Below are 23,026 nucleotides of genomic sequence, written 5' to 3'. Positions count from 1 at the left end.
CCGTCGGACAGCGTCGTGCCCTGGCGGGCGACGGCGGGGCCGTCGGACAGCGTCGTGCCCTGGCGGGCGCCGTCGGGCGCCGTCGGACAGCGGTTCCGGGGCCCTCGTACAGCGTCGGCAGCGGGTACTACGATCCGTAACTCGGTTCGCGTTTCTTCACCCAGCCGATGGCGAGCGCGGTCAGCGGCACGAAGGCGAATTCCACAAGGGTCTTGTACAGGAATCCCACGAGGACGTAGTTCACGAACATTCCGGCATCGGAAATCCCGATCACGGACGCGGCAATGCTGCAGAAAATGAGGGTGTCCACGAACTCGCCCACCACGGAGGACCCCATGATGCGGGCCCACAAAGACCGTTCCCCCGTGCGCGCCTTCATCTTCACGAGGATCCACGAGTTGATGGTCTGGCCGGCAAGAAAGGCCAGGAGGGATGCCATCACAATCTGCGGGACCGGACCCAGGGCGCCTTCCAAGGCTGCCTGCTTCGATGCGCCGTACTCGTCGTCGAACCCCGGCAGGGCGATGATGACCCAGTAGCAGAGGGACGCAAAGACGGAGAGCGCAAAGGCGGTGATGATGGCCTTGCGCGCCACCTTGAAACCGTAGACCTCGCTGATGACGTCGCCCAGAATGTAGGCCAGCGGGAAGAGGAAAAATCCGCCGTCCGTGATGATGGGGCCGATTGCCACGCCCTTGGACGCCCCGATGTTGGACAGGATCAGCACCACGGCCATGACCGCCAGCATGATGCCGAAATATGGGGAGCCGATCGAGGCGAACTTCGGTGGGGCTGACGCCGGGAAGGTCTTGGCGGAAGTCATGGGCATTCCATTCTTAGTGGTTCGCTCGGCAGTCCGTACCCGCAAGGGAACGGCTGGGCGGCCGGCTGTATTAGCACTGGGACGGCCCCGGCAGAACGAACCACCCCCATTCTCGCACCCGGCGGTCCGGGCACGGCCCCACGCCACGAGTTCGCCGGAAGCTCTCGAGCTCGCCGGAAATATACGGCGCCTCGGCACGCTTCCGGCGAATTCGCAGGCCGGGCCGGCCCGCCCTAGCTGCGCGAGGCGTCGATGAGGTCCTTGTCGCCGTCCTTGTCGTCGCCCCCGCGGCCGTCGCCCGGCACAGCGGCGCCGGCAGCGGGTGCCCAGGCGTGGCCCTGCTCGTTGTCCAGGTGCGTGGACTTCTTGTTCTTCAGCGCGAAGATGTAGACGAGCAGGGAGATGCCGATTGCCACGGTGACATACGTGAAGAACAGCTCCTCCTGGCCAGCCTTTTGCAAGGCCGCACCGATCAGCGGGACGGTGCCGCCGAAGAGCGAGTTGGCGATCGCGTAGCCCAGGCCCACGCCCAGGGCGCGAATGGAAGCGGGGAACAGCTCGGCCTTCACCAGGGCGTTGATGGAGGTGTAGCCGCCCACGATCAGCAGGCCGCCCATCATGAGCAGGAACGCGGTAAACGGATCCTTGGTGCCGGCGAGGGTGGACAGCAGCAGCCAGGTGAACAGGACGCCGGTGATGCCGAACCACAGCAGCAGCGGCTTGCGGCCCACTTTGTCCGAGATGATGCCGTAGACCGGCTGGAGCAGCATGAAGATGAACAGCGCCCAGAAATTGATGACCGAGGTGTCGGTCTTGGCGATGCCGGACGTATCGTTCATGAACTTCAGGATGAAGTTGGTGTACGTGTAGAACGCCACCGTGCCGCCGAGGGTGATCCCGATGCAGATCAGGAGCGGCTTCCAGTAGCTGATGAACAGCAGCTTCATGGTCCCCGGCTGCGCCTGGCCCGCCACTGCAGGGGCCTTCGCGGCCTCGATCTGTGCGGCCGAGACAGTTTCTTCCATGGAGCGGCGCAGCCACAGGACCACCAGGGCCGCGACGCCGCCGATCGCGAACGGGATGCGCCAGCCCCACTCGGTCAGCTCTGCCTTAGGCATGGCGTTCTGCAGGACCACGAGGACCAGCAGGGCCAGCATCTGGCCGCCGATCAGCGTGACGTACTGGAAGCTGGAGAAGAAGCCGCGGCGCTTGGAGGTGGCGGCCTCGGACATGTAGGTGGCGCTGGTGCCGTATTCACCGCCCACCGAGAAGCCCTGGAGCACGCGGATGAGCACCAGCAGGATCATGGCCCACAGGCCGATCACGTCCTGGGTGGGAAGCACGGCGATGGCAAAGGAGCCCGCGGACATCATGGTCACGCTCAGCGTCAGGGCGGCTTTGCGGCCCCTGCGGTCGGCGTACCGGCCGAAGAACCAGGCGCCGATCGGACGCATCAGGAACGACGTCGAGAAGACGGCCATCGCTTCCAGGCCAGCCTGAAGCTCGTCCGTTGAGTTGAAGAAGTGCGCCTGGAAGTAGGCCGCGAAGACGGTGTAGACGTAGAGGTCATACCACTCAACCAGGTTGCCGGCCGAGCCTTTGAGGATGTTGCCGACGGCTTTCCGGGTCTGGGCCGCTTCGGACAGTTGGGTGCTCATCAATGAACCTTCCTGGATCCGGCGCCGCCTGTAAGCAACACCGTCCGCCACCATAGTCCGGGTGATCCGGAACACTCGGGTTTTGTTCATACTGTTCATGGAGCGCCTGTTCATGAGCACAATGCGGCCAGTTTTGGTGGGATGGCAGGATGGGACCATGACTTCTACCGCATTCGATTCCGCCGCCTTGGCTGCATCCGATACCGCCTCCAACACCGGCCCCTCCCCCGCCGTCGCGCTGACCATCGCAGGCTCCGAAGCGACAGGCGGCGCCGGCGCGCAGGCTGACCTGAAGACGTTCCAGGAACTGGGCGTGTTCGGCATCGCGAACCTGACCTGCATCGTGTCCTTCGACCCCAAGGACAACTGGAACCACCGCTTCGTACCGGTGGACCAGCAGGTCATCGCGGACCAGCTGGAGGCGACGACGGCGGCCTATGGTGCCGCGTCCGGCGCGCCGGCCGTGTTGGACACCGTCAAGATCGGCATGCTGGGCAGCCCCGCGACGATATCGACCGTGGCCGCAGCGCTGGCCGGCGGCCAGTTCGCCAACGTGGTGCTGGATCCAGTGCTGATCTGCAAGGGCCAGGAGCCTGGCCACGCCCTGGACACCGACCAGGCGCTCAAGTCCCAGATCCTGCCGCTGGCCACTTTCGTCACGCCCAACCATTTCGAAGCCGAGTCGCTCTCCGGGCTCGAAATCACCGATGTGGAGTCGCTGAAGGCCGCGGCGGTCCGGATCCATGAGCTCAGCGGCGCCGCTGTCCTCGCTAAGGGCGGCGTGCGGCTGGAAGGCCCCGACGCCGTCGACGTCTACTTTGACGGCGAGACGCTGGAAGTCCTGTCCGCCCCGAAGGTGGGCGAGGTGGCCGTGTCCGGCGCCGGGTGCTCGCTGGCCGCGGCGGTGACGGCCGAGCTCGCCAAGGGCGCGACGCCGCTCCAAGCGGCCCGGACGGCGAAGTCGTTTGTGACCGCGGGAATCCGGAACCGGGTGGCCTCGGGCGCCCCGTTCGATGCCTTGTGGCAGGGCGGCCCGCGCTAACTCGCTGCGGTGATCGTCGGTGGGATCGTCAGGGGATCGTTGAAGGGGGCGGCAATGGCACAGCAATTTGAGTCCGTGGAGGAGTACATCGCCTCGTTTCCTGCCGAGGTGCAGGAGATGCTGCAGGAGATCCGGCGGCGGTGCCGTGCCGCGGTGCCCGGTTCAGGGGAAATGATCAGTTACGGCATCCCCACAATCACACTCGACGGCAAGTACGTGGTGTATTTCGCGGGCTGGGCACACCACATCTCCGTCTACCCGGTGCCCGCCGGGGACGAGTCGCTGAACGAGGAACTCGCGCCGTACCGCGCCGCGAAGGGCACGTTGAAGTTCCCGTTGCAGAAGCCCGTCCCGTTCGAGCTGATCGGGAAAGTGGCCGCGGCTCTGGCCGGGGAACGCCGGGGTTCCTGACCGGACCCCGTAAGCCGCCGAGGTCGCCGGAAAGCTGCGAGCTCGCCGGAAGTTTCCGGCGAGCTGGAGAGGTTCCGGCGAGCTGGAGAGGTCCCGGCGAGCTGGCCCCCTGGCCGGCCGCCCGTCAGCGCGGGTCCAAAACCGCCCCCATGAAGAGCGGGAGCCCGGTCTCGTTGTGCACGATCTGGTAGTGAAACGGCCTGTCGAACTCGATGGTCTGGTCCGGGAGGGGCGGCACACCGGTCACTGCAGCGTCAATCTGCGTCACTGCCGCGGCCACCGTTCCCTTCTCCGCAACGGTGATATTGGCAGCCTGGGCGGCCTGGGTGATGGTGAGCCTGTTCTGGATGGCGTTGAAGTCTTCGGTGGTGGCCAAGGTCTTGACCAGACCCATCGATTCGAGGACTTTCCGAAGGTCGAAGCTGCTCTTGTGGTCCCACTTGGGCAGGGAGATCAGCACGGAGACCTCCGCGGCCGTGTCCAGGGCCGCGGCAATCTCCGCCAGCTTGGCGGCGGTGAGGGTTTCCGGCCCGACGCCTGGGCCGGGCAGCACCAGCCGCATGACAAAACCGTCTGCGTACGGCAACTCCACTGCTCGCCAGCCGGCACCCTCCGCATAGGCCAGCACCAGCTCCTGGTGCATCGTCGGCACGCTGATTTCCTCGCCTCCGGACTTGGTGAAGGGGTAGTCCGAGGTGTTGTTGGGGTCGAAAGGCGACTGCCATGCCGCGGCGAAGTACAGGGCGTTGAGGAGGCTGAACGTGTTGTCGCGATCGTACTGCGTGGGTGCGTGCTTGATCCGTCCGCCGGTGTTCCTGTCCACCCAGACATCCAGGGCGGGCCTGGTGGCGGCCTCATCCCGGAAGGCCACCGGGTACACCCCGGTGCCATAGTGCCGGGCAAGGGTTTCCAGGTAGTTCTTTCCGGTTGCCACGTCCCTGTCCACAAACAAGCCATTGGCCGCATGCATCACCGGCTTCCGGGGCGGGTTCTTTTCGTCGACCGAGCCGGGATCGCCGTCGTACGCCGCCAGGGACTCGAGCAGGGCGTTCATGGCCTCATCCCGGTGGTCGTCCGGGAGACCCAGCACCTTGTCCATCTCGACGGCGGTCGCCCCGGAGGCCCCTGCCCGCAGCATTGCGAGCGCTATCAGCAGCCCACCCGGGGATGACACCACGTTTCCTCCGGACCCTTCACCGCCCTCGGCCAGGAGAGCGACTCCCAATGTCAGGGCGGATGCCCGGAATACCTTCAGTTCGGCGGCGTACAAGGCGCGGTCCACCGTAACCCGCTCAACGCCGTCGGCCTCCAAGAGCCCGGGCACCGGCGGCGAACACGCCGTGAGCGCCGCGATGGTCCCCGCCGCCACAATTCTCCCCATGCCGTGATTCTTCATTGCCGCTCCCGTCGTCTCGTTGGTACGCAGGTCGCCGGAAAGCTGCGAGATCGCCGGAAATTTCCGGCGATCTCGCGAGGGTCCGGCGAACTCGAAGGACCCCTCAACGCCGGGGGATGTTTCGCAGGTTGCTCCGTGCCATGCTGACGGCCTCGCCGGCGCCCCGGTTGAGGACCACCTTGGACATTGCCGTTGCGAAACCCAGGACCTGTGCGCCCTTGATCTTCGGCGGCAGGGACAGCGCCTTGGGATCCGTGATGAGCTCCACGAGCGACGGTCCGGGGTGGGCGAAAGCGGCCCGGTACGCTGCCTCGATGCGGGACGGGTCCGTGACGCGGACGGCATGGAAGCCCAGGGCCCGGGCGACGTCCGCGTAGTTGGCGTCCGGGACGTCCACGCCGAAGTCGGGGAGCCCGTCCACCAGCATTTCGAGTTTCACCATGCCCAGGGTGGAGTTATTGAAGACCACCACGTTGACGGGCAGCCGGTGCGCGGCGACGGTGATGAGCTCGCCCAGCAGCATGGACAGGCCGCCGTCGCCCGAGACCGAGACCACCTGCCGGCCGGGGTAAGCCAGTTGGGCGCCGATCGCGTGAGGCAGAGCGTTGGCCATGGACCCGTGCAGGTACGAGCCGATCAGCCGTCGGGTGCCCAGCGGATTGATGTACCGCGCGGTCCAGACGTTGCACATGCCGGTGTCGGCCGTGAAGATCGCGTCCTCGGCGGCCACCTGGTCCAGCAGCGAGGCCGCGTATTCCGGGTGGATCGGCTGCTTCTTCTCGACGTTCCGGGTGTACGCCCCCACGGCCTTGTTCATGAGCCGGTCGTGCTTCTTGAGCATCTGGTTCAGGAAGCGGCGGTTCTTCTTCGGCTGCAGCTGCGGCATCAGGGCGGCCAGGGTAGGCAGCACGTCCCCGTGGACGGCAACGTCGACGTCGGTCCGCCGCCCCAGCTTGTGCGCGGCCCGGTCCACCTGCGCCGTCCGGGTCCCGGGGAGGAACTGGTTGTACGGGAAGTCGGTGCCCAGCAGGATCAGCAGGTCCGCGTCCTCGATCCCTTCGGCCGCGGCACCGTAGCCCAGCAGCCCGGTCATGCCGATGTCGTAGGGATTCTCGTACTGCATGAAATCCTTGCCGCGGAGGCTGTGGCCGATCGGCGCCGCAAGCAGTTCGGCGAGGGCAATCACCTCGTCGTGCGCCCCTTCGACGCCGGCGCCGGCAAAGATGGCGACCTTCCCGGCGGCGTTGATGGCGTCCGCCAGCTCCAGCACGCTGGCGGGGTCCGGCGTCAGCGTGGCCGGCCGGAACGCTGCCGGGGCCGGGGTTTCGGCCGTCGCCTCCAGTGCGGCGATATCGCCGGGCAGGGTCACGACGGCGACACCCCGGAGCCCGATGGCGTGCTGGATGGCGCTGTGCATGACGCGGGGCGCCTGCTCCGCGGCGCTGATCAGCTCGGAGTAGACCGAGCACTCGTTGAAGAGCCGGTCGGGATGGGTTTCCTGGAAGAAGCTGCTGCCTATCTGCGCGCTGGGAATGTGCGAGGCGATCGCGAGCACGGGCGCGCCGGACCGGTTGGCGTCGTAGAGACCGTTGATCAGGTGCAGGTTGCCGGGCCCGCAGGAGCCGGCGCACACGGCGAGCCGGCCGGTCAGCTGGGCTTCGGCTGCCGCGGCGAAGGCCGCCGCTTCCTCATGCCGGACGTGGATCCAGTCGATGCCGCCCTGCTGCGAGCCGCCGGTCTTGCGGACGGCGTCGACGATCGGGTTGAGGCTGTCCCCCACGATCCCGTAGATCCGCTGCACGCCGGCAGCCTGGAGTTGTTCGATGAGCTGGGTGGCAAGTTCCTTGGCCATGGGTGCACGCTCCCGGAAGGTGGGTCGATGAGCTGACACTCGCCAATATAGTCTTCCCTGCTTGGCGCGGGTCCCAGACTTCCGGGTGGCGGCGTGCGGGAGGTGGCCCTGGGCGGCCCGTTTTCCACATACGGATGGCCGTCCTTGAGGCCCTGGGTTCCCCACTCATAGCGTTTTGGTAGATGGTCCGCCTCTTGCCGTTTCAACAGTCAGGATTGATTTTGGCCAAAAACCACGTCGTCATCCGGCAGGTCAGAGCCCGAGCGGGCGTGGGACCGGGAAACCTGCCCCCGTGCCGGCTCCCGTCGCGTCCCACCAAAGCGACCAAGAGCAAGGCTCCCTGATCGCATTCATGTATTGGCACCGGGAGCACGGGATTGTGCCAGACGTTGTTCCCGTTCTGGAGCAACTGAGCACAGTCTTCGCGATTTACGCCGAAATCTCTGGCGGCGCCGCCGTGACCGCAATGGACCCCGGCCTTGTCGCTGAATTCGTGGACTCGCTCAATGAGCACGATGCCGACATTGCATCATTTTTCTGTCTCTCACTGTTCGCGTACATGCACTTTCTGAAGGACACCGGCCGATGGACCGGCACCGACGAAAGCCACCAGATTTTGCATGGCGTCCTCTACCACGGGGTACTCAACGAGAAATGTGTCGCCACAGGGCGGCCGCGCAAGCCGGCCGGCAACAGTCATCCGGTCCCCCACAACAGGACGTGAGCGTCACGAGAATCCCGACGAAAAACTGCTGGAGCGTTCTGCGACAACCCGCAGGATCGGAGGGAGGATCAGTTACCCGAGTGCGCCTTGAGGAAGGAGTAGACCTCGGTCTCGTCCACGCCGGGGAACGCGCCCGGCGGCATCGCGGCCAGCAGGTGCGAGTGGGCCCGGGCCGAGGGCCAGGCGTTGCCGGCCCATTCCGCGGTCAGCGACGCCGGCGGGCGACGGCAGCAACTTTCGTCCGGGCACGTGGACTTGGACCGCTCCGTTGTTTCGCGCCCGCGGAACCACTTCACATGCGCGTACGGGACGCCGACGGAGAGCGAGAACTCCCCGTTGGCGGAGCGTTCCGTCCGGGCCGTGCACCAGTAGGTCCCGGCCGGTGTGTCCGTGTACTGGTTGTAGGCGCTGAACTTGTCCGGCACGTCGAACACCACCCGGGACGTCCAGTTCTTGCACGACGGCTGGCCCTCGATCGCGCCGGTGTGGTCCTGCGGGAACGTCACGCCGTCGTTTTCGTAGGCCTTGTAGATGATGCCGCTCTTATGCGTCTTCTGGAAGTGGGTGCGGATGTCCAGGTGCTGGGTGGCGAGGTTGGTGAACCGGTGGGCGGCGGTCTCGTAGGACACGGCGAAGGCGTCCCGGATGTCCTCGACTGCGATTTCCTTCGCCTGCTTGGCCCGCTGCAGGAACTCCACGGTCGCCTGCTCGGGCAGCAGGAGCGCGGCGGCGAAGTAGTTGGTGGCCACGCGCTGCATGAGGAAATCCCCGTAGTTCGACGGCGTCTGGTGGCCCAAGACGTAGTGTCCCAGGGCCTGCAACAGCACCGAGCGGGGGTCGTGATCGGTGCGCTGGTTCTGTGTGAGGTAAATTCTGCGGTTCTTAAGATCGGTCACTGACCGGGTGGAATGCGGCAGATCGCCCACGTGGTGGAGGCTGAAACCGAGGTGCCCGGCGATGTCTGCGATGACGTGGTGGGACAGCGGGCCGCTCGTGTGGCCCACCGAGGCCAGGACCTTCTGCGCCTCCGCCTCATACTCGGGGAAGTAGTTGTTCCGCTCCCGCATCATGGCCCGCAGCTCACCGTTGGCACGGCGGGCCTCTTCCGGGGTAGCCACCTGCTCGTTGAGCCGGCGCTCGAGCTCGTGCTGCAGCCCCACCATGGACTCCAGCACGTCCATGGGAAGCCGCGAGCTGATGCGGATTTTCGGCAGGTTGAGGGACTCGTACAGCGGGCTGCGCTGGTAGCGTTCCAGCTCAATTTCCAGCGCCGCGCGGCGGTTGGGCGGCTCGGCCCCCAGGAGCTCGTCGATGCTGACGCCGAGGGCTGCGGCGAGCTGCTGGAGCAGGCCGAGTTTGGGCTCGCGCTTGCCGTTTTCGATCAGGCTCAGCTGGCTGGGGGCCGTTCCGACGGCGGCACTCAGGTCGTCCAGCGTGAGTCCGGCGGCCTTGCGCAAGTGACGGACGCGGCGACCCAGGCTGATGACGTCGACCTCGGGCGCGGCGGGCGACGGCGGGGTTGCGGCTTTGCTGTTCCAGCTCGTAAGCGACATTTCTGAAGAATACGTGAAGAAGTGCGTTTCTTTCCATGCTTTTTATCTAGAAAGCCTATTGAAAGTGCAGAAAAGTAGTTCTCACGGAAAGATTCGCCATCCGGGAACAACCGGCCAGGACCTGCAGCGACGCAGGCACCGCTCCCGGAACCCCCAGTCCCGGACACACCAAGGAGACAACGATGACTGCAGCATTTGAGCCCACCCAGCAGCCGTCCGGCCAGGACACAACACAGCAGGCCGCCGCACTGGAGCTCGAGTGGGCCGCCAACCCGCGCTGGGAAGGTGTCACTCGGGACTACTCGGCCTCCGACGTCGTCCGCCTCCGCGGCCGCGTCTCCGAGGAACACACCCTGGCCCGCCGCGGCTCCGAAAAGCTGTGGAAGCAGCTCACCGAGGAGCACACCGAAGGCAAGTACACCAACGCCCTGGGCGCGCTGACCGGCAACCAGGCCGTGCAGCAGGTCAAGGCCGGCCTCCGCGCCATCTACCTTTCCGGCTGGCAGGTCGCCGCGGACGCCAACAACTCCGGCCACACCTACCCGGACCAGTCGCTCTACCCGGCGAACTCGGTCCCCACCGTGGTCCGCCGCATCAACAACGCGCTGCTCCGCGCGGACCAGATCGAGTTCTCCGAGGGCATCCAGACGGTCGAGGACTGGCTGGTCCCGATCGTCGCCGACGCCGAGGCCGGCTTCGGCGGCCCGCTGAACGCCTACGAGCTCATGAAGTCCATGATCCAGGCCGGCGCCGCGGGCGTGCACTGGGAAGACCAGCTCGCCTCGGAGAAGAAATGCGGCCACCTCGGCGGCAAGGTCCTGATCCCCACCCAGCAGCACGTCCGGACGCTGAACGCGGCCCGCCTGGCCGCCGACGTCGCCGGCACGCCGTCGGTCATCATCGCCCGCACCGATGCCGAGGCAGCCACCCTGATCACCTCCGACGTCGACGAGCGGGACCAAGAATTCATCCTCCGCGAAGGCGGACAGCCGGTCCGCACCCCGGAGGGCTTCTACAAGGTCCGCAACGGGATCGAACCCTGCATCGCCCGCGCCAAGGCCTACGCCCCCTACTCGGACCTGATCTGGATGGAGACCGGCACTCCGGACCTGGAGCTGGCCCGCAAGTTCGCCGAATCCGTCAAGGCCGAGTTCCCGGACCAGATGCTCTCCTACAACTGCTCGCCGTCGTTCAACTGGCGCAAGCACCTCGACGACGCCACGATCGCGAAGTTCCAGCGCGAACTCGGCGCCATGGGCTTCACCTTCCAGTTCATCACTTTGGCCGGCTTCCACGCCCTGAACTACTCGATGTTCGACCTCGCCCACGGCTACGCCCGGGAAGGCATGAGCGCGTACGTCGAGCTGCAGGAGAAGGAATTCGCCTCCGAGTCCCGCGGCTACACCGCGACCAAGCACCAGCGCGAAGTCGGTACGGGCTACTTCGACGACATCGCCACCGCGCTCAACCCGAACGCATCCACCCTGGCCCTGGTGGGATCCACCGAAGAAGGCCAGTTCCACTAATCCCCAGCCGCCCCCTCCGCTCGCAAGCTCACGAGGGAACCCGGCGGCCGTGGCCCCACACCTTTCCCCGCCCCTTGCTCTATCACTTTTGGCCCTCATCGGCCGCCTTTGGGGACCAAAAGTGATAGGGCAACGGCGGACTTTCAAGGAGCAACTCCCATGAACAGCTTCACTGACAACTTCACCATCAACGGGATCACGCTGACTGCGCAGCCGATTTGCCGGCAGAGCGAGGTTCTGACCCCGGACGCGCTGGCCTTTGTTGCCAAGCTGCACCGGGCCACGGCCGGGCGCCGGCAGGAGCTGCTGCAGGCACGCCGGGAACGCCGCCACCAGATCACCAAGGGCCAGGATCCGCGGTTCCTGCGCGACACCGAGTCCGTGCGCAACGACCCGAACTGGCGCGTGGCACCCCCGGCCCCGGGCCTGGAGGACCGCCGGGTGGAAATCACCGGTCCGGTGGACAAGAAGATGACCATCAACGCGCTGAACTCCGGCGCCAAGGTCTGGCTCGCCGACATGGAGGACTCCTCCACCCCCTCCTGGCGCAACGTGATCCAGGGCCAACTCAACCTCACGGACGCGCTAGAACGCAGGATCGACTTCACGTCCCCCGAGGGCAAAGAATACAAGCTGCGCCCGGCCGGAGAGCTGCCCACAATCGTGGTCCGGCCCCGCGGCTGGCACCTGCCGGAAAAGCACATGCTCATTGACGGCGAACCCATCGCCGGCGGGATCGTGGACTTCGGCCTGCACTTCTTCCACAACGCCCGCCGCCTGATCGCCCAGGGCAAGGGGCCCTACTTCTACCTGCCAAAGATCGAGAACCACCTCGAGGCCCGGCTGTGGAACGATATCTTCATCCTGGCCCAGGACCTGCTCGGCATCCCGCAGGGCACCATCCGCGCCACTGTCCTGATCGAGACCATCACCGCGGCATTCGAGATGGAGGAGATCCTCTACGAACTCCGCGACCACGCCGCGGGCCTGAACGCCGGCCGCTGGGACTACATCTTCTCCCTGATCAAGAACTTCCGCACCCGTGGCCCCCGCTTCGTGCTGCCGGACCGCGGCCAGGTCACCATGACCCAGCCGTTCATGCGGGCCTACACCGAACAGCTCGTCCGGGCCTGCCACAAGCGCGGCGCCATGGCGATCGGCGGGATGGCCGCGGCCGTTCCCAACCGCAAAGACCAGAACGCCAACGCCATTGCCTTCGAGAAGGTCCGCGCCGACAAGACCCGGGAGGCCGGCGACGGCTTCGACGGCTCGTGGGTGGCGCACCCGGACCTGGTGCCGGTCTGCCGCGAGGTGTTCGACGGCGTCCTCGGCGACCGCCCGAACCAGCTGGAGCGCCTCCGCGAGGACGTCACCCCGGACGACCGCGCCCTCCTGGACATCTCGGCGACCACCGGGACCATCACCGAACAGGGCATCCGGAACAACATCGAAGTGGGGATCCGCTACATCGAGTCGTGGCTGCGCGGCAACGGCGCGGTGGCGATCCACAACCTGATGGAGGACGCCGCCACCGCGGAGATCTCCCGCTCGCAGCTGTGGCAGTGGATCTTCTCCCGGGCCATCACGGACCACGGCGACGTGGTCACCCGGGAGTGGGTGGAGGACATGCTGGACGAGGAATTCGCCAGGCTGGAGCGCTTCGAAGGGGACCGTTTCGCCGACGCGCGGGACATCTTCGAGGAAGTCACGCTCAGCAACCAGTTCCCGGCGTTCCTGACCCTGCCGGCCTACGACCGCTTCCTGCATGAAGCGCGCGACGGCGCCGATGCCATCCGCGCGACGGCCGCCCTCATCCCGGCCTAGGACCCCGACCTAGGAACCCCCGTGCAGGACCCAACGGCCCCGGGCGACCGGGTGGGTCCGCAACGATTTCCGTTAGCTGGGCTGCCACGCCCTTCGCAACAGGCACCCCGAGATCCGGGCGGCAGCCCAGCAACGGAAGATCCCGTGTACTCGACAACGGCGTCGAGACCACAGATAAGGCCCATGTTCTCCGCGAACATGGGCCTTGTCCGTGCTTTCGGTACCTGTGCTTTCGGTATCTGTGGCGTCGGCGTGACCGCCGCCTGCCCCCGGCATGACCGGGCAGCGGGGCCCGGGCGGCCAAATGCCTAGTGCGGCTTCGGCACCTTGCGCAGGGACAGGGCAGTGCCCAGGATGAACGCGGCCACGGAGCACAGGATCATCAGCAGCGGGCCGGTCCAGGCGCCGGAAACCCCGTGGACGTAGCCCAGGAGGGTCGGCGCGACTGCCCCGAAGGAATACCCTGTCCCCTGGACAATGGCGGACATCCGGGCCGCCGAGGCCTGGTCGCGGGCCAGCCGGATGATGGCGAGAAAGATCAGCGTGATGCCGCCGCCCTGGGCCACACCTCCGAAGGAACACCAGAGCCACCACAGCTCCGGTGCGAGCAGCAGGCCCAGCGGGACAGTGAGCCACAGCAGTCCCAGGGCGAGGCCCACCGCCGTGGTGCTGGCGAAACGGGCCGCCAGCGGGACGCCCAGTCCGCCCACAATGGCCAGGATCTGGAAAAGCGAGGACCCTGCCCCGGCGGCCGCGGGCGCCATGCCGAGCTCGTCCGCCAGCAGGCTCGGCAACCAGGCGGTCACCCCGTAGTAGGAGAAGGCCTGCCCGGCGAATCCGAAGGTCAGGGCCGCCGTGATCCACCGGGACGTGAGCTTGCCGGCCGGGCGCCCCGGGTCCGCCGCGGGGACGGCGGCTGGAGTGAAGGCCCGCCGGCCGCCAACGGCGATCACCCAGACCGCGATTGCCGACAACGCGAAGAGACCGCTCGCGGCGATCGCGGGCCGCCAGCCCAGCAGCTCAGCGAGCGGCGCCGACACCATGGAGGTCAGGAACGAGCCGATATTCAGCGCCGCGGTGTACGTGCCCATCGCCGCGCCCTGCCGGGCCGGCGTGAAGTCCCTCCGGATGATCAGCGGGACCACGATGTTGCCGATCGTGATGGCGACGCCGAGGATCACGGTGCCCAGCATGACCAGGGCGCCGCCGCCGGCCGAGCGGACCACGACGCCGAAGAGCACGCCGAGCAGGGTCAGGGTGATGGCGAACTCGGGGCCCAGCCTGCGCCCGGCCAGCGAGGCCAGCGGCGCCGCCAGGGCAAAGCACAGGACCGGGATCCCGGTCAGGAATCCCAGCTCCACCGGGGTGAACCCGAGATCGGCTTCGAGTTGCGCGACCACCGGGGCCACGGCCACCAAGGGTCCGCGCATGTTCAGCGCGATGAGCCCGATGGCGAGCATAAGGAGCCAGCCGCGCGGTGCCCGGCCCAGATCGCTCATGGATTGGGCCGTCGCCCGGCCGGCGGGCAGAAATATGATTTCATCAGTCCCATTGCTATCACGGGCCCCCGCCGCACCTGCCGAATGTGACGCTCGCGGGCCCACGGCTCGCGGGACCACCGCTCCCGGGACCGCCGGGCCTAGCCCGTGGCCTGCAGCGTCGCCTCGATGACCGCGGGCGAGAGCACGTGCTGCGTGACCATCTGGCTGGCGCCGAGGATGGCGGCCTTGTCTCCGGCCCGGGACAGGCCGATCCGCAGATGCGTCGTGGCCAGGGGCAGCGAACGCCGATAGACCACCTCGCGGACGCCGGCCATGAGGTGTTCCCCGGCCTGGCCGAGGCTTCCGCCGAGCACAATCACCGAGGGGTTCAGCAGGTTCACCACCGTGGAGAGGACGTCGCCGAGGTCCCTGCCCGCCTGCCGCAGCGCCTGGATGGCCTGCAGGTTTCCCTCCGCGACGAGGCGCAGCACGTCGCCGCCGTCGCGCGCCGGCAGGCCGTGCTGCGTCAGCGCCTTGGCGACGGCGGGCCCGGAGGCCAGGGCTTCGAGGCACCCGTAGTTGCCGCAGCGGCACAGCACGTCATCGCCGCGCGGAACCCGGACGTGGCCGAGGTCGCCGGCGGTTCCGTTGGCCCCGCGCTGGAGCTCGCCGCTGCTGATGATGCCCGCCCCGATGCCCGTGGCGACCTTGATGAACAGGAGGTTGTCGTCCCCGGGCCAGTGCGCCGTGCGTTCGCCGAGCGCCATGATATTCACGTCGTTGTCCACCAGTACAGGAACCGGGAGGGACCGCTGGACGTGGCGGACGACGTCGAACCCGTCCCAGCCGGGCATGATCGGCGGCTTCACCGGCATGCCGGTGGCGTGTTCCACGGGACCCGGGAGACCGATGCCGGCGCCGGCCAGCTCCGCGGTGCCCCGGCCGGCCTCGCCAAGCAGCCGCAGCCCTTCCTCGAGCACACGGTCCAGCACAACCACCGGGCCCTCCGCGACATCTTGCGCCAGCCGGCGTTCCGCGAGGACCTTCCCGTTGAGGTCGGTGACGGCGATGATCACGTGCGTGGCCCCGACGTCGACCGCCAGGACTACCCGGGCGGCGGGGTTGAAGGCAAAGCGCGACGGCGGCCTGCCGCCGCTGGAGCTCGCCTCCCCGGCGGGGCCCACGAGGCCAGAAACCATCAGCGCGTCGATGCGCGACGCCACGGTGGAGCGGGCCAGCCCGGTGGTCAGGGCCAGTTCCGCGCGGGTCCGGGCCCTGCCGTCGCGGAGAAGTTGGAAGAGGTCGCCGGCGCGGGACAGGCTGCCGCCAGCCTCTAAGGTTGCGGACTCGGTACCGGTGGGCGAACGCATGAGTAAGTGATAGCACGAAGGTCTTCTGCATGTCACGCCGCAGAAAGTTTGAAACGTAGTCTTCAACTTTTGCTTGACGCTCGACAAAAGTACCCATAAGTTGTGGTGTGCACCACATCAACGCCATAGATGCCGGGAATCGCCGGCGTCGATCTGCCCTTGTCCAAAGTCCGCTTACGAAGAGGTAACTGCACTTGTCCAGACAAACAGAGGCCACAAACCGCCGCATCGGGGTGGGGATCCTGGGCGCAGGCCCCGTCACGCAGGCGATCCACCTGCCGTCCCTCGCACGGCTGCGGGACATCCTGGAAGTCCGCCACATCATGGACGTCGACCCGGCGGTAGCGGAATCCGTGGCCGCCCGGGTCGGGGCACGCTTCAGTACCAGCATGGAAGAGCTGCTGGCCGATCCCGGGGTCGAGATCGTCGCGATCTGCAGCCCCCACCAGTTCCACGCGGTCCAGGTGATCGCAGCCTGCCGCGCCGGCAAGAAGGCCGTCCTGTGTGAGAAGCCCTTCGCCATGAACGGCGAGGAAGCCGCGGCCATCGCCGCCGTGTCCGCCGAAACCGGGGTGCCGATCGTCGTCGGCGCCATGCACACCTTCGACCCGGGGTGGCTGGCCGCGGAAGCCGCCTGGGGCGGCCTTCCGGACCAGGTCCACACTGTCCGGTCCTCGATCGTCCTGCCGCCCAACCCCCGGTTCGAGGACTTCGCGACCGAGATCGTAGGCCGCACTCCCCCGCCGCCGCCCGCGAGCACTGGCGCGCCTTCTGACGATAATGCCGCAGTGAAAGCCAAACTGACCGGCGGCGTCATGGGCCTGGCCATCCACGACCTCCCGCTGGTCCGCCGGTTTGTCCCGGATTTCGCGTCCGTCGAGGTGCTGCACGCCCAAACCGTCCTGCCGTTCGGCTATGTCATCTCCCTGCGGGCGGGAACCGTGGCCATCGAACTGCGCGCCGCCATGAACGGAACCTGGGAGCCGTCCTGGACCTTCGAAGCCATCGGCGACGACGCATCGCTGTCCATCGACTTCACGCCCTCTTACGTCCACGCGGGCTCAGCCACGGCCCGGATCCGGACCGCTGCTGGCACCACCGTCCTCGGGCCGTTCGGCCACAACGGGTACGAGGGCGAATGGCGCAGACTCGCCGACATCGCCCGCGGCACCGGAACGGCCCCTGAGCCGGAGACGCTGATCCACGACCTGGAATTCGCCCTCGCGATCGCCGACGCCGCCGCCGCCCGCGTCGATGCCGGCGACGCCGCTTTCGAGGAGGCCCGCTCATGACAACCCCGCTTCTCGTCCACGCCGGCCCCGACGCCGAACAAGCCGGTTCCGTCGGCGCCGTCGTGGCTTCCCTGCCTGTTTCCTTCGCCCCCGCGGACGGCCAGCCCGACGTCGTCGCGGTCGCCGGCGTCACCGGCTGGACCATCAGCGTCACCGCAGCCGTCCGGAGCGGCGTGCGCGGCGTCGTCGTCGTTGATCCCGTGGCCGAAGAAACGGCGGCGCTGGCCGCGGCTGCCGCCGAGGCGGGCACCACCGTGGTCCTTGACCAGGTGTGGGCCGGAAACCCCGCCCTTGCCCAGTCCCGGGCCGCGGTTCGGACCGCCATGGCCGATGCCCTGGCGGACGCCGTACTGCTGGACTCCGTGGCGTGGGGCGCCCCGGGGACCGACCCGGAGCTCCTGCTCACCCGGCATCTCGCGGCTGTCCTGGCCTGCGGCGTCGAACTGGCCGGCCTGCGGGTCATTCAGCGCAACGCCAACGGCTACACCGTGATCGGCAGCCTCCCCGGCGGCGCACCGGCCGCCCTGCAGGGGATCACCACGTCCTCGGTCCCGGCGACGGCCACCGTTTCCATCCTGACCTCCTCCGGTCGGGCGGACATCACCCTGCCCGACGCCTCCGCAGGTTGGCCGGCTGAGGTCCGCTCGGTCACTTCCGACGGGGCCGCCAGCTTCCCCACCATTTACGAATCCTCCCACCGCCACAGCTGGAGGCGGCTCCGCGCCGCCGTCGACTCCGGCTCCGCGGAGGCCGATTTGGACCAGTTCGCCGCCCTGACCGCGCTCGTCGGGCAACTCCACGACTAACCCGCACCACTTCAACCAAAAGCACTAACGGCACTAACTGCACCGCCAGCAATACCTTCCGCATCAACTCACTGTCGAGAAGACCGGACCGCGACGCCGCGGACCGGCCACGAAAGGAAATTATCGTGACGATCAAGTCCTCTGTTACCTCCACCGCTTTCTCCCGCCGGGGATTCCTGGGCTTCGCCGCAGCCGCGGCCAGCGCACCACTCCTCGCCGCGTGCGGCGGCGGCTCCGCCTCCCAGTCGGGCGCCAGCGGCGTCGTCAAGTTCTGGGACATGCCGTGGGCCACGCCGGCCTACAACGACGCCGCCAAGAAGATCGCAGAGGGCTACGCGCCAGCTTCCGGCAACCTCAAGGCCAGCTACCAGACCATCCAGTGGGCGAACTTCTACCAGACGTTCTCCTCGGCCATCGCCTCCAAGACCGGACCGGCAGTATCCACCGGCGGCGGCTTCCAGGCCTTCCAGTTCGCGCAGCAGGGCCAGATCGCCTACGCGGACAAGGTGGTGGATACGCTCAAGCAGAACGGCATGTACGACGACTTCCTGCCCGGTGTACTGGAGCCGTTCAAGTCGGACAAGGGCTATGTGGCCGTCCCCTGGCAGCTGGACATGCGCGTGTTCTGGTACCGGAAGTCGCTCTTCGAGAAGGCTGGCGTGGCACTCCCCACCGACTGGCCGACTCTGCTGGAGGCTGGTAAGGCACTGAAGAAGGTCGGCGCCTTCGGCTTTACAACCGGGTCCGGCGCAGGCAACAACTACGGCAACCACTCGATGATCATGATGATGGTGAACAACGGCGGTGGGGTGTTCACGAAGGACGGCGAGCTGGACGTCATGAACGACCGCAACGTCGAGGCGATCGAGTTCATCTTGGAACTCGTCTCCAACGGCATCGTGGACCCCGCTGCGGTCAGCTACACCACCGACAACATGTCCGCCCAGTGGAAGGACAAGAAGGCAGGCTTCGGCCTGTTCCAAGTCAACGTTCCGCAGCGCGTCGGCGACACCTCGGGAGACCTTCTTGTCGCTGACCCCATTACCGGCCCGCACGGCGACAAGGCCACGATTGTCTTCCCGAACAACATCATGATGTACACCAACACCCCCTCGCAGGCGTCGTCCGAGGCCTTCCTGGTCGCCTACCTGGGGCAGCTGAAGGAACTGTGGCGCCAGAAGCTCATGTCTGCGCTGCCTGTCTTCAAATCGATCACTGAACTTCCCGAGTTTGCGTCCGACCCCAACAACGTCAAGATCGTCAAGGACTGGCAGCCCATCGCGAAAACGTTCGCCTCCCAGGGCAACACTCTCAATGCCAATCTTGCCGTCCTTGACGGCGGCCAAGCCCTGAACCAGTTCACCCAGACCATCCTGACCGGCAAGACCGATGCCAAGTCCGCCCTGCAGACGTTCCAGTCCGGGCTGCAATCGGTCCTGAAGAAGTAAGCGGCTCTCCCATGGCACTGACCACAGCCCAAACCGGCCTGAGCCGGGCCAGCCGGGGCGTCGCCCCCGGCGGGCCGGGTAGGCCCGTCAACCGCAAGAGCAAGCTCAGCGCGCAGACCCGCAAGACGTTCTTCTGGCTGCTGCTGCCCTCAGTCGTCTTGCTCGTCCTGATCCACGGCTACCCGCTCGTCTACGCCGGCATCCAGGCCACCCACGACGGCTCCCTGCTGGACACCGGCGCGTTCGTCGGCCTAGAAAACTTCGCCACAGTCCTTGCCTCCGAGGCGTTCTGGAAGGCGGCCCGCTTCACCCTGCTCTTCACGATCGTGGGCGTCTTCGGGTCCTGGCTCCTCGGCCTGGGCCTGGCGTTGCTGCTGCGCACCAAGATCCCCGCGGGCGGTCTCTTCAAGGTCCTGCTCCTGCTGCCCTGGGTGGTGCCGATCGTCGTGTCGTCCACCGCCTGGAACTGGCTGGTCGGCACCCCGGAGAGCCTAATCCCGTCCATCTTCCGCAACCTCGGACTGGGCACCCCGCTCTTCCTCGCCGATCCGACGCTCGCCGCGATCACGGTCATGGTCTTCAAGGTCTGGGTGAGCTTCCCCTTCATGATGATGATGACCTCGGCGGCCCTGGCCTCCGTGGACACCACCGTGTACGAGGCCGCCAGCATGGACGGCGCAACCCGCTTCCAGCAGTTCAGCCAGATCACCTTGCCGCTGATCGCCCGCTCCACCTACATCAGCTGGATCCTCATGACGATCTTCTGCGTCAACGATTTCCCCACCATCTACCTGCTCACCGGCGGCGGCCCCGTGGACGCCACCACCTCCCTGGTGGTCTTGGCCTACCGCACGGTCTTCCAGGACTTCCAGACCGGCCCGGGCGTCGCGATCGCCTTCCTCATGACCATTACCCTGGTGGTGATCTCGGTCATCCTGTACCGCCAGATCCGAAAGTCGAGCGTCGAATAATGAGCGCAGTCCTCCACGCCCACCCCGAGTCCGGACCCGCCATCGGAGTAACCGGCACCGGCAAGCCCAACCGTGTCCTCTCCGAAGCCGGCCTGCGCGGCCGCTGGTGGCGGTTCACCGCCATCCTGGCCATCACCGCGGTCGTGCTCGTGCCGATCATGGTGACAGTCCTGCTCGCTTTCACGCCCGGACCGAACAGCACCGCCACCGGCCTGACGTTCGAGAACATCAGCAACGTGTTCTCCAAAACCCTGGCCGCCACCTGGCTGCAGAACAGCCTCATCACCACGCTCAGCACGGTGGTGGTCGCGGTGGCCGTGGCCGCCCCGGCCGGCTATGTCCTTTCCCGCGGCCGCTCCAAGGCCGTTTCCGGCTACTCCCTGCTGCTGTTCGTCATGCAGTCCCTGCCCATCATCACCTCGGTGGTGCCGCTGTTCATTTTGTTCGCCGGCATGGGCCTGGTGGACAACCTGATGGGCCTTACGATCATTTATGTGGGCTCCACCATGACGGTGGCCACCTGGATGATGGCCGCCTACTTCGACTCGATCCCGATCAGCCTCGAGGAGGCCTCCTGGATCGACGGCTGCTCCGTCTTTGGCAGCTTCACCAAGGTGGTGCTGCGCAACTCCCTCCCGGGCGTGCTCTCCACCGCGATCTTCGCCTTCCTGCTTGCCTGGAACGACTATCTCGTGGCCATCGTGTTCCTGCGCTCCAACGAAATCTTCACCCTGCCCATGGGCGTCCAGTCCTTCTTCCAGCAGAACCAGACCGACTGGTCCGGGGTCATGGCCCTGGCCGTGATCATGATGCTCCCGCCCATCATCGTCTTCGCCACCCTGAACAAGTACTTCAGCGTCGGCGGCATCGGCGGCTCCCTCGCTGGCCGCTAGGCCCCATACCCACTCCTCATCCACTCCCGACGCCGGCCGCCAAGGCCGGCCCCAGACTTCCGAAACCGACTCCCAGCAAAGGAATCCCGTGTCTTATTCACTGCAGCTGTACACCCTCCGCAACGCCATCGCCGAAGACCTGCCCGGCACCATCAAGAAAGTGGCCGATCTCGGTTTCACCCAGGTCGAGCCCTACAACTTCGTGGCCACGGCCGCCGAGCTCGGCGCGGCCCTGAAGGAAAACGGCCTGACCGCCCCGTCCGGCCACGCCCCGCTGCTGAGCCAGGACCAGGACGAGATCTTCGCGGCCGCCAAGGAACTTGGCATCAGCACGGTAATCGATCCCTACCTCCCGGCCGAGCACTGGCAGTCCGCCGAGGACATCCAGGCCACCGCCGCGAAGCTCAACGCCGCCGCCAAGAAGGGCGCCGGGTACGGCATCCGCGTCGGCTACCACAACCACGCCTGGGAACTGGAGTCCAGCATCGAGGGCCAGACCGCCCTGGAGTACTTCGAAGGACTCCTGGACCCCGAACTGGTCCTGGAAGTGGACACCTACTGGGCAGCCGTCGGCGGCCAGGACCCGGTCCAGCTGCTGCAGCGCCTCGGCGACCGCGTGAAGTTCATCCACATCAAGGACGGCCCCGTCTCCACCGACACCAAGGCGCAGCAGCCGGCCGGCCAGGGCCAGATCGCCGTGTGGGACGTCATCAACGCCGCGCAGTCCCTCGAAGTCGGCGTCGTGGAATTCGACGACTACTCCGGCGACATCTTCAACGGCGTCGCCCAGAGCCTGGCGTACCTGAACGCCGGAGCAAGCGAAGGAGCACGGGCATGAGCACCTCTTCCACGAAGAAGGGCCCGGTGGGCGTCGCCGTCATCGGTGCCGGCAACATCAGCAAGCAGTACCTGGACAACTTGACGGTCTTCCCCGACCTCAAGGTCCACGTCATCGCCGACCTCTTCGAGGACGCCGCCGAGGCGCGCGCCAAGGAGTATGGGATCGCCGAATGGGGCGGCGTGGACGCCGCCCTGAACCACCCCGACGTCGAGATCATCGTGAACCTGACCATCCCGGCGGCCCACGTGGAGGTGGCCACGGCCGCCGTCAACGCCGGCAAGCACGTCTGGACGGAAAAGCCGTTCTCGCTGGACCGCGAATCGGGCCTTGGCTTGCTGAAAGCGGCCGACGCCGCCGGGCTGCGGCTCGGCTGCGCCCCGGACACGTTCCTGGGCGCCGGGCTGCAGACCGCGCGGCGGCTGATCGAACGCGGCGACATCGGCACCCCGCTGACCGCCATGACCACGTTCCAGACCCCCGGCCCGGAATCCTGGCACCCCAACCCGGCGTTCCTGTTCCAGTACGGCGCCGGCCCGCTGTTCGACATGGGCCCGTACTACCTCACCGCCCTGGTGCAGACCTTCGGCTCCATCCGCAAGGTCGCCGCCGTCGGGTCCAAGGCCAAAGAGGTCCGGGTCATCGGTTCCGGGCCCAAGGCCGGGGAGGAATTCACGGTCGAGGTCCCCACGCATGTGTCCGCCATGGCCCAGTTCGAGTCCGGTGCGTCCTCGCACAGTGTGTTCAGCTTCGAGTCGCCGCGGCAGCGGATGGGCTTCGTGGAGATCACCGGCACCGAGGCCACCATCTCGCTGCCGGACCCGAACTACTTCGACGGGGACATCAGGCTCTGGCGCGCCGGGGACGAGGACTGGACCGTCATCCCGGCCACCGGCCCCAGCCAGGGCCGCGGCATGGGCGTGCTGGACATGGCACGCTCCATCCGCGCCGGCGTCCCGCACCGCGCCACCGGCAACCTCGCTTACCACGTCCTGGACACCATGGTCTCGATCTCCGAGTCCGTGGAATCGGGAACCTTCGTGGACGTCGACAGCTCCGCGCCCGCCTCCGCAGCCCTCCCCGAGGACTGGGACCCGACCGCCTCCACACTCTAGGAA

19 protein-coding genes are annotated in these 23,026 nt (G+C 67.0%); 12 read left to right on the top strand and 7 right to left on the bottom strand.

Annotated elements, in window-relative coordinates; translation table 11 throughout:
* Nucleotides 1-127 precede the first annotated feature (127 nt).
* Nucleotides 128-823 (bottom strand): queuosine precursor transporter, encoded by a 696-nt coding sequence (locus tag ACFVTM_RS03480; protein ID WP_390201965.1) that lies wholly within the window; start codon nucleotides 821-823, stop codon nucleotides 128-130.
* Between the two features lie 233 nt (nucleotides 824-1,056).
* Nucleotides 1,057-2,481 carry an MFS transporter gene (locus ACFVTM_RS03475; RefSeq protein WP_390201964.1) on the bottom strand — a complete coding sequence of 475 codons (1,425 nt, stop codon included), beginning with the start codon at nucleotides 2,479-2,481 and terminating at the stop codon, nucleotides 1,057-1,059.
* Nucleotides 2,482-2,638: 157 nt separating this feature from the next.
* Between ACFVTM_RS03475 and ACFVTM_RS03470 the strand changes: the two genes are divergently transcribed.
* Nucleotides 2,639-3,523: a hydroxymethylpyrimidine/phosphomethylpyrimidine kinase gene (locus tag ACFVTM_RS03470; protein ID WP_390201963.1), complete on the top strand. Its 885-nt coding sequence runs from the start codon at nucleotides 2,639-2,641 to the stop codon at nucleotides 3,521-3,523.
* A 54-nt stretch (nucleotides 3,524-3,577) separates the two neighbouring features.
* Nucleotides 3,578-3,934 (top strand): iron chaperone, encoded by a 357-nt coding sequence (locus ACFVTM_RS03465; protein WP_390201961.1) that lies wholly within the window; start codon nucleotides 3,578-3,580, stop codon nucleotides 3,932-3,934.
* Nucleotides 3,935-4,058: 124 nt separating this feature from the next.
* On the opposite strand, the gene ACFVTM_RS03460 is transcribed toward ACFVTM_RS03465, so the two are convergent.
* The gene (locus ACFVTM_RS03460) at nucleotides 4,059-5,315 is read right to left on the bottom strand and encodes a serpin family protein (RefSeq protein WP_390201960.1); all 1,257 of its coding nucleotides are present in this window, start codon (nucleotides 5,313-5,315) and stop codon (nucleotides 4,059-4,061) included.
* A 118-nt stretch (nucleotides 5,316-5,433) separates the two neighbouring features.
* Entirely contained in the window at nucleotides 5,434-7,182 is a 1,749-nt protein-coding gene (locus tag ACFVTM_RS03455) for a pyruvate dehydrogenase (RefSeq protein WP_390201959.1), read from the bottom strand.
* Nucleotides 7,183-7,474: 292 nt separating this feature from the next.
* Between ACFVTM_RS03455 and ACFVTM_RS03450 the strand changes: the two genes are divergently transcribed.
* A complete protein-coding gene (locus ACFVTM_RS03450) occupies nucleotides 7,475-7,906 on the top strand; it encodes a hypothetical protein (protein WP_390201958.1) in 432 nt (143 codons plus the stop codon).
* Nucleotides 7,907-7,974: 68 nt separating this feature from the next.
* Here ACFVTM_RS03450 and ACFVTM_RS03445 read toward each other — a convergent pair whose 3' ends face one another.
* Entirely contained in the window at nucleotides 7,975-9,459 is a 1,485-nt protein-coding gene (locus ACFVTM_RS03445) for a helix-turn-helix domain-containing protein (RefSeq protein WP_390201956.1), read from the bottom strand.
* A gap of 182 nt (nucleotides 9,460-9,641) precedes the next feature.
* Here ACFVTM_RS03445 and aceA point away from each other — a divergent pair, with 182 nt between their 5' ends.
* Nucleotides 9,642-10,985 (top strand): isocitrate lyase, encoded by a 1,344-nt coding sequence (gene aceA, locus ACFVTM_RS03440; protein WP_390201954.1) that lies wholly within the window; start codon nucleotides 9,642-9,644, stop codon nucleotides 10,983-10,985.
* A 159-nt stretch (nucleotides 10,986-11,144) separates the two neighbouring features.
* Nucleotides 11,145-12,809: a malate synthase A gene (aceB, locus tag ACFVTM_RS03435; RefSeq protein ID WP_390201953.1), complete on the top strand. Its 1,665-nt coding sequence runs from the start codon at nucleotides 11,145-11,147 to the stop codon at nucleotides 12,807-12,809.
* Nucleotides 12,810-13,117: 308 nt separating this feature from the next.
* On the opposite strand, the gene ACFVTM_RS03430 is transcribed toward aceB, so the two are convergent.
* Both ACFVTM_RS03430 and ACFVTM_RS03425 read right to left on the bottom strand, forming a co-directional pair.
* Nucleotides 13,118-14,308, bottom strand: a complete 1,191-nt coding sequence (locus ACFVTM_RS03430; protein ID WP_390201952.1) for a CynX/NimT family MFS transporter — start codon at nucleotides 14,306-14,308, stop codon at nucleotides 13,118-13,120.
* Between the two features lie 140 nt (nucleotides 14,309-14,448).
* Nucleotides 14,449-15,660, bottom strand: coding sequence for an ROK family transcriptional regulator (locus tag ACFVTM_RS03425; RefSeq protein ID WP_390201951.1), 1,212 nt, complete (start codon nucleotides 15,658-15,660; stop codon nucleotides 14,449-14,451).
* 194 nt (nucleotides 15,661-15,854) lie between these two features.
* Here ACFVTM_RS03425 and ACFVTM_RS03420 point away from each other — a divergent pair, with 194 nt between their 5' ends.
* From ACFVTM_RS03420 to ACFVTM_RS03390, 7 genes are all read left to right on the top strand, one after another.
* Complete coding sequence (locus tag ACFVTM_RS03420) at nucleotides 15,855-16,952, top strand: Gfo/Idh/MocA family protein (RefSeq protein WP_390201950.1); 1,098 nt, start codon at nucleotides 15,855-15,857, stop codon at nucleotides 16,950-16,952.
* Nucleotides 16,949-17,758 carry a hypothetical protein gene (locus ACFVTM_RS03415; RefSeq protein ID WP_390201949.1) on the top strand — a complete coding sequence of 270 codons (810 nt, stop codon included), beginning with the start codon at nucleotides 16,949-16,951 and terminating at the stop codon, nucleotides 17,756-17,758. The genes ACFVTM_RS03420 and ACFVTM_RS03415 overlap by 4 nt, the downstream gene beginning before the upstream one ends.
* Before the next feature lie 125 nt (nucleotides 17,759-17,883).
* Entirely contained in the window at nucleotides 17,884-19,206 is a 1,323-nt protein-coding gene (locus ACFVTM_RS03410) for an ABC transporter substrate-binding protein (RefSeq protein WP_390201948.1), read from the top strand.
* Nucleotides 19,207-19,217: 11 nt separating this feature from the next.
* Nucleotides 19,218-20,177 (top strand): carbohydrate ABC transporter permease, encoded by a 960-nt coding sequence (locus ACFVTM_RS03405; RefSeq protein ID WP_390201947.1) that lies wholly within the window; start codon nucleotides 19,218-19,220, stop codon nucleotides 20,175-20,177.
* On the top strand, nucleotides 20,177-21,070 hold the full coding sequence (locus ACFVTM_RS03400; RefSeq protein ID WP_390201946.1) for a carbohydrate ABC transporter permease: 894 nt from the start codon (nucleotides 20,177-20,179) through the stop codon (nucleotides 21,068-21,070). Before ACFVTM_RS03405 ends, ACFVTM_RS03400 begins: the two co-directional genes overlap by 1 nt.
* Nucleotides 21,071-21,158: 88 nt before the next feature.
* Entirely contained in the window at nucleotides 21,159-21,908 is a 750-nt protein-coding gene (locus tag ACFVTM_RS03395; RefSeq protein ID WP_390201945.1) for a sugar phosphate isomerase/epimerase family protein, read from the top strand.
* A complete protein-coding gene (locus tag ACFVTM_RS03390; RefSeq protein ID WP_390201944.1) occupies nucleotides 21,905-23,023 on the top strand; it encodes a Gfo/Idh/MocA family protein in 1,119 nt (372 codons plus the stop codon). Before ACFVTM_RS03395 ends, ACFVTM_RS03390 begins: the two co-directional genes overlap by 4 nt.
* Nucleotides 23,024-23,026: the final 3 nt, after the last annotated feature.

This window comes from Arthrobacter sp. NPDC058130, from assembly GCF_042884475.1.
Taxonomy (GTDB): Bacteria; Actinomycetota; Actinomycetes; order Actinomycetales; family Micrococcaceae; genus Arthrobacter.
Note: the sequence above shows the minus strand (reverse complement) of the source record. Positions and strands in the feature narration are given on the sequence as shown.

Excerpts from the sequence above, each read along its gene's own strand:
- aceA (WP_390201954.1), top strand. The coding sequence starts at position 9,642 with ATGACTGCAGCATTTGAGCCCACCCAGCAGCCGTCCGGCCAGGACACA.
- ACFVTM_RS03460 (WP_390201960.1), bottom strand. The coding sequence starts at position 5,315 with ATGGGGAGAATTGTGGCGGCGGGGACCATCGCGGCGCTCACGGCGTGT.
- ACFVTM_RS03390 (WP_390201944.1), top strand. The coding sequence starts at position 21,905 with ATGAGCACCTCTTCCACGAAGAAGGGCCCGGTGGGCGTCGCCGTCATC.
- ACFVTM_RS03480 (WP_390201965.1), bottom strand. The coding sequence starts at position 823 with ATGACTTCCGCCAAGACCTTCCCGGCGTCAGCCCCACCGAAGTTCGCC.
- ACFVTM_RS03470 (WP_390201963.1), top strand. The coding sequence starts at position 2,639 with ATGACTTCTACCGCATTCGATTCCGCCGCCTTGGCTGCATCCGATACC.
- ACFVTM_RS03465 (WP_390201961.1), top strand. The coding sequence starts at position 3,578 with ATGGCACAGCAATTTGAGTCCGTGGAGGAGTACATCGCCTCGTTTCCT.
- ACFVTM_RS03430 (WP_390201952.1), bottom strand. The coding sequence starts at position 14,308 with ATGAGCGATCTGGGCCGGGCACCGCGCGGCTGGCTCCTTATGCTCGCC.
- ACFVTM_RS03475 (WP_390201964.1), bottom strand. The coding sequence starts at position 2,481 with ATGAGCACCCAACTGTCCGAAGCGGCCCAGACCCGGAAAGCCGTCGGC.
- ACFVTM_RS03405 (WP_390201947.1), top strand. The coding sequence starts at position 19,218 with ATGGCACTGACCACAGCCCAAACCGGCCTGAGCCGGGCCAGCCGGGGC.
- aceB (WP_390201953.1), top strand. The coding sequence starts at position 11,145 with ATGAACAGCTTCACTGACAACTTCACCATCAACGGGATCACGCTGACT.
- ACFVTM_RS03425 (WP_390201951.1), bottom strand. The coding sequence starts at position 15,660 with ATGCGTTCGCCCACCGGTACCGAGTCCGCAACCTTAGAGGCTGGCGGC.
- ACFVTM_RS03400 (WP_390201946.1), top strand. The coding sequence starts at position 20,177 with ATGAGCGCAGTCCTCCACGCCCACCCCGAGTCCGGACCCGCCATCGGA.
- ACFVTM_RS03415 (WP_390201949.1), top strand. The coding sequence starts at position 16,949 with ATGACAACCCCGCTTCTCGTCCACGCCGGCCCCGACGCCGAACAAGCC.
- ACFVTM_RS03455 (WP_390201959.1), bottom strand. The coding sequence starts at position 7,182 with ATGGCCAAGGAACTTGCCACCCAGCTCATCGAACAACTCCAGGCTGCC.
- ACFVTM_RS03445 (WP_390201956.1), bottom strand. The coding sequence starts at position 9,459 with ATGTCGCTTACGAGCTGGAACAGCAAAGCCGCAACCCCGCCGTCGCCC.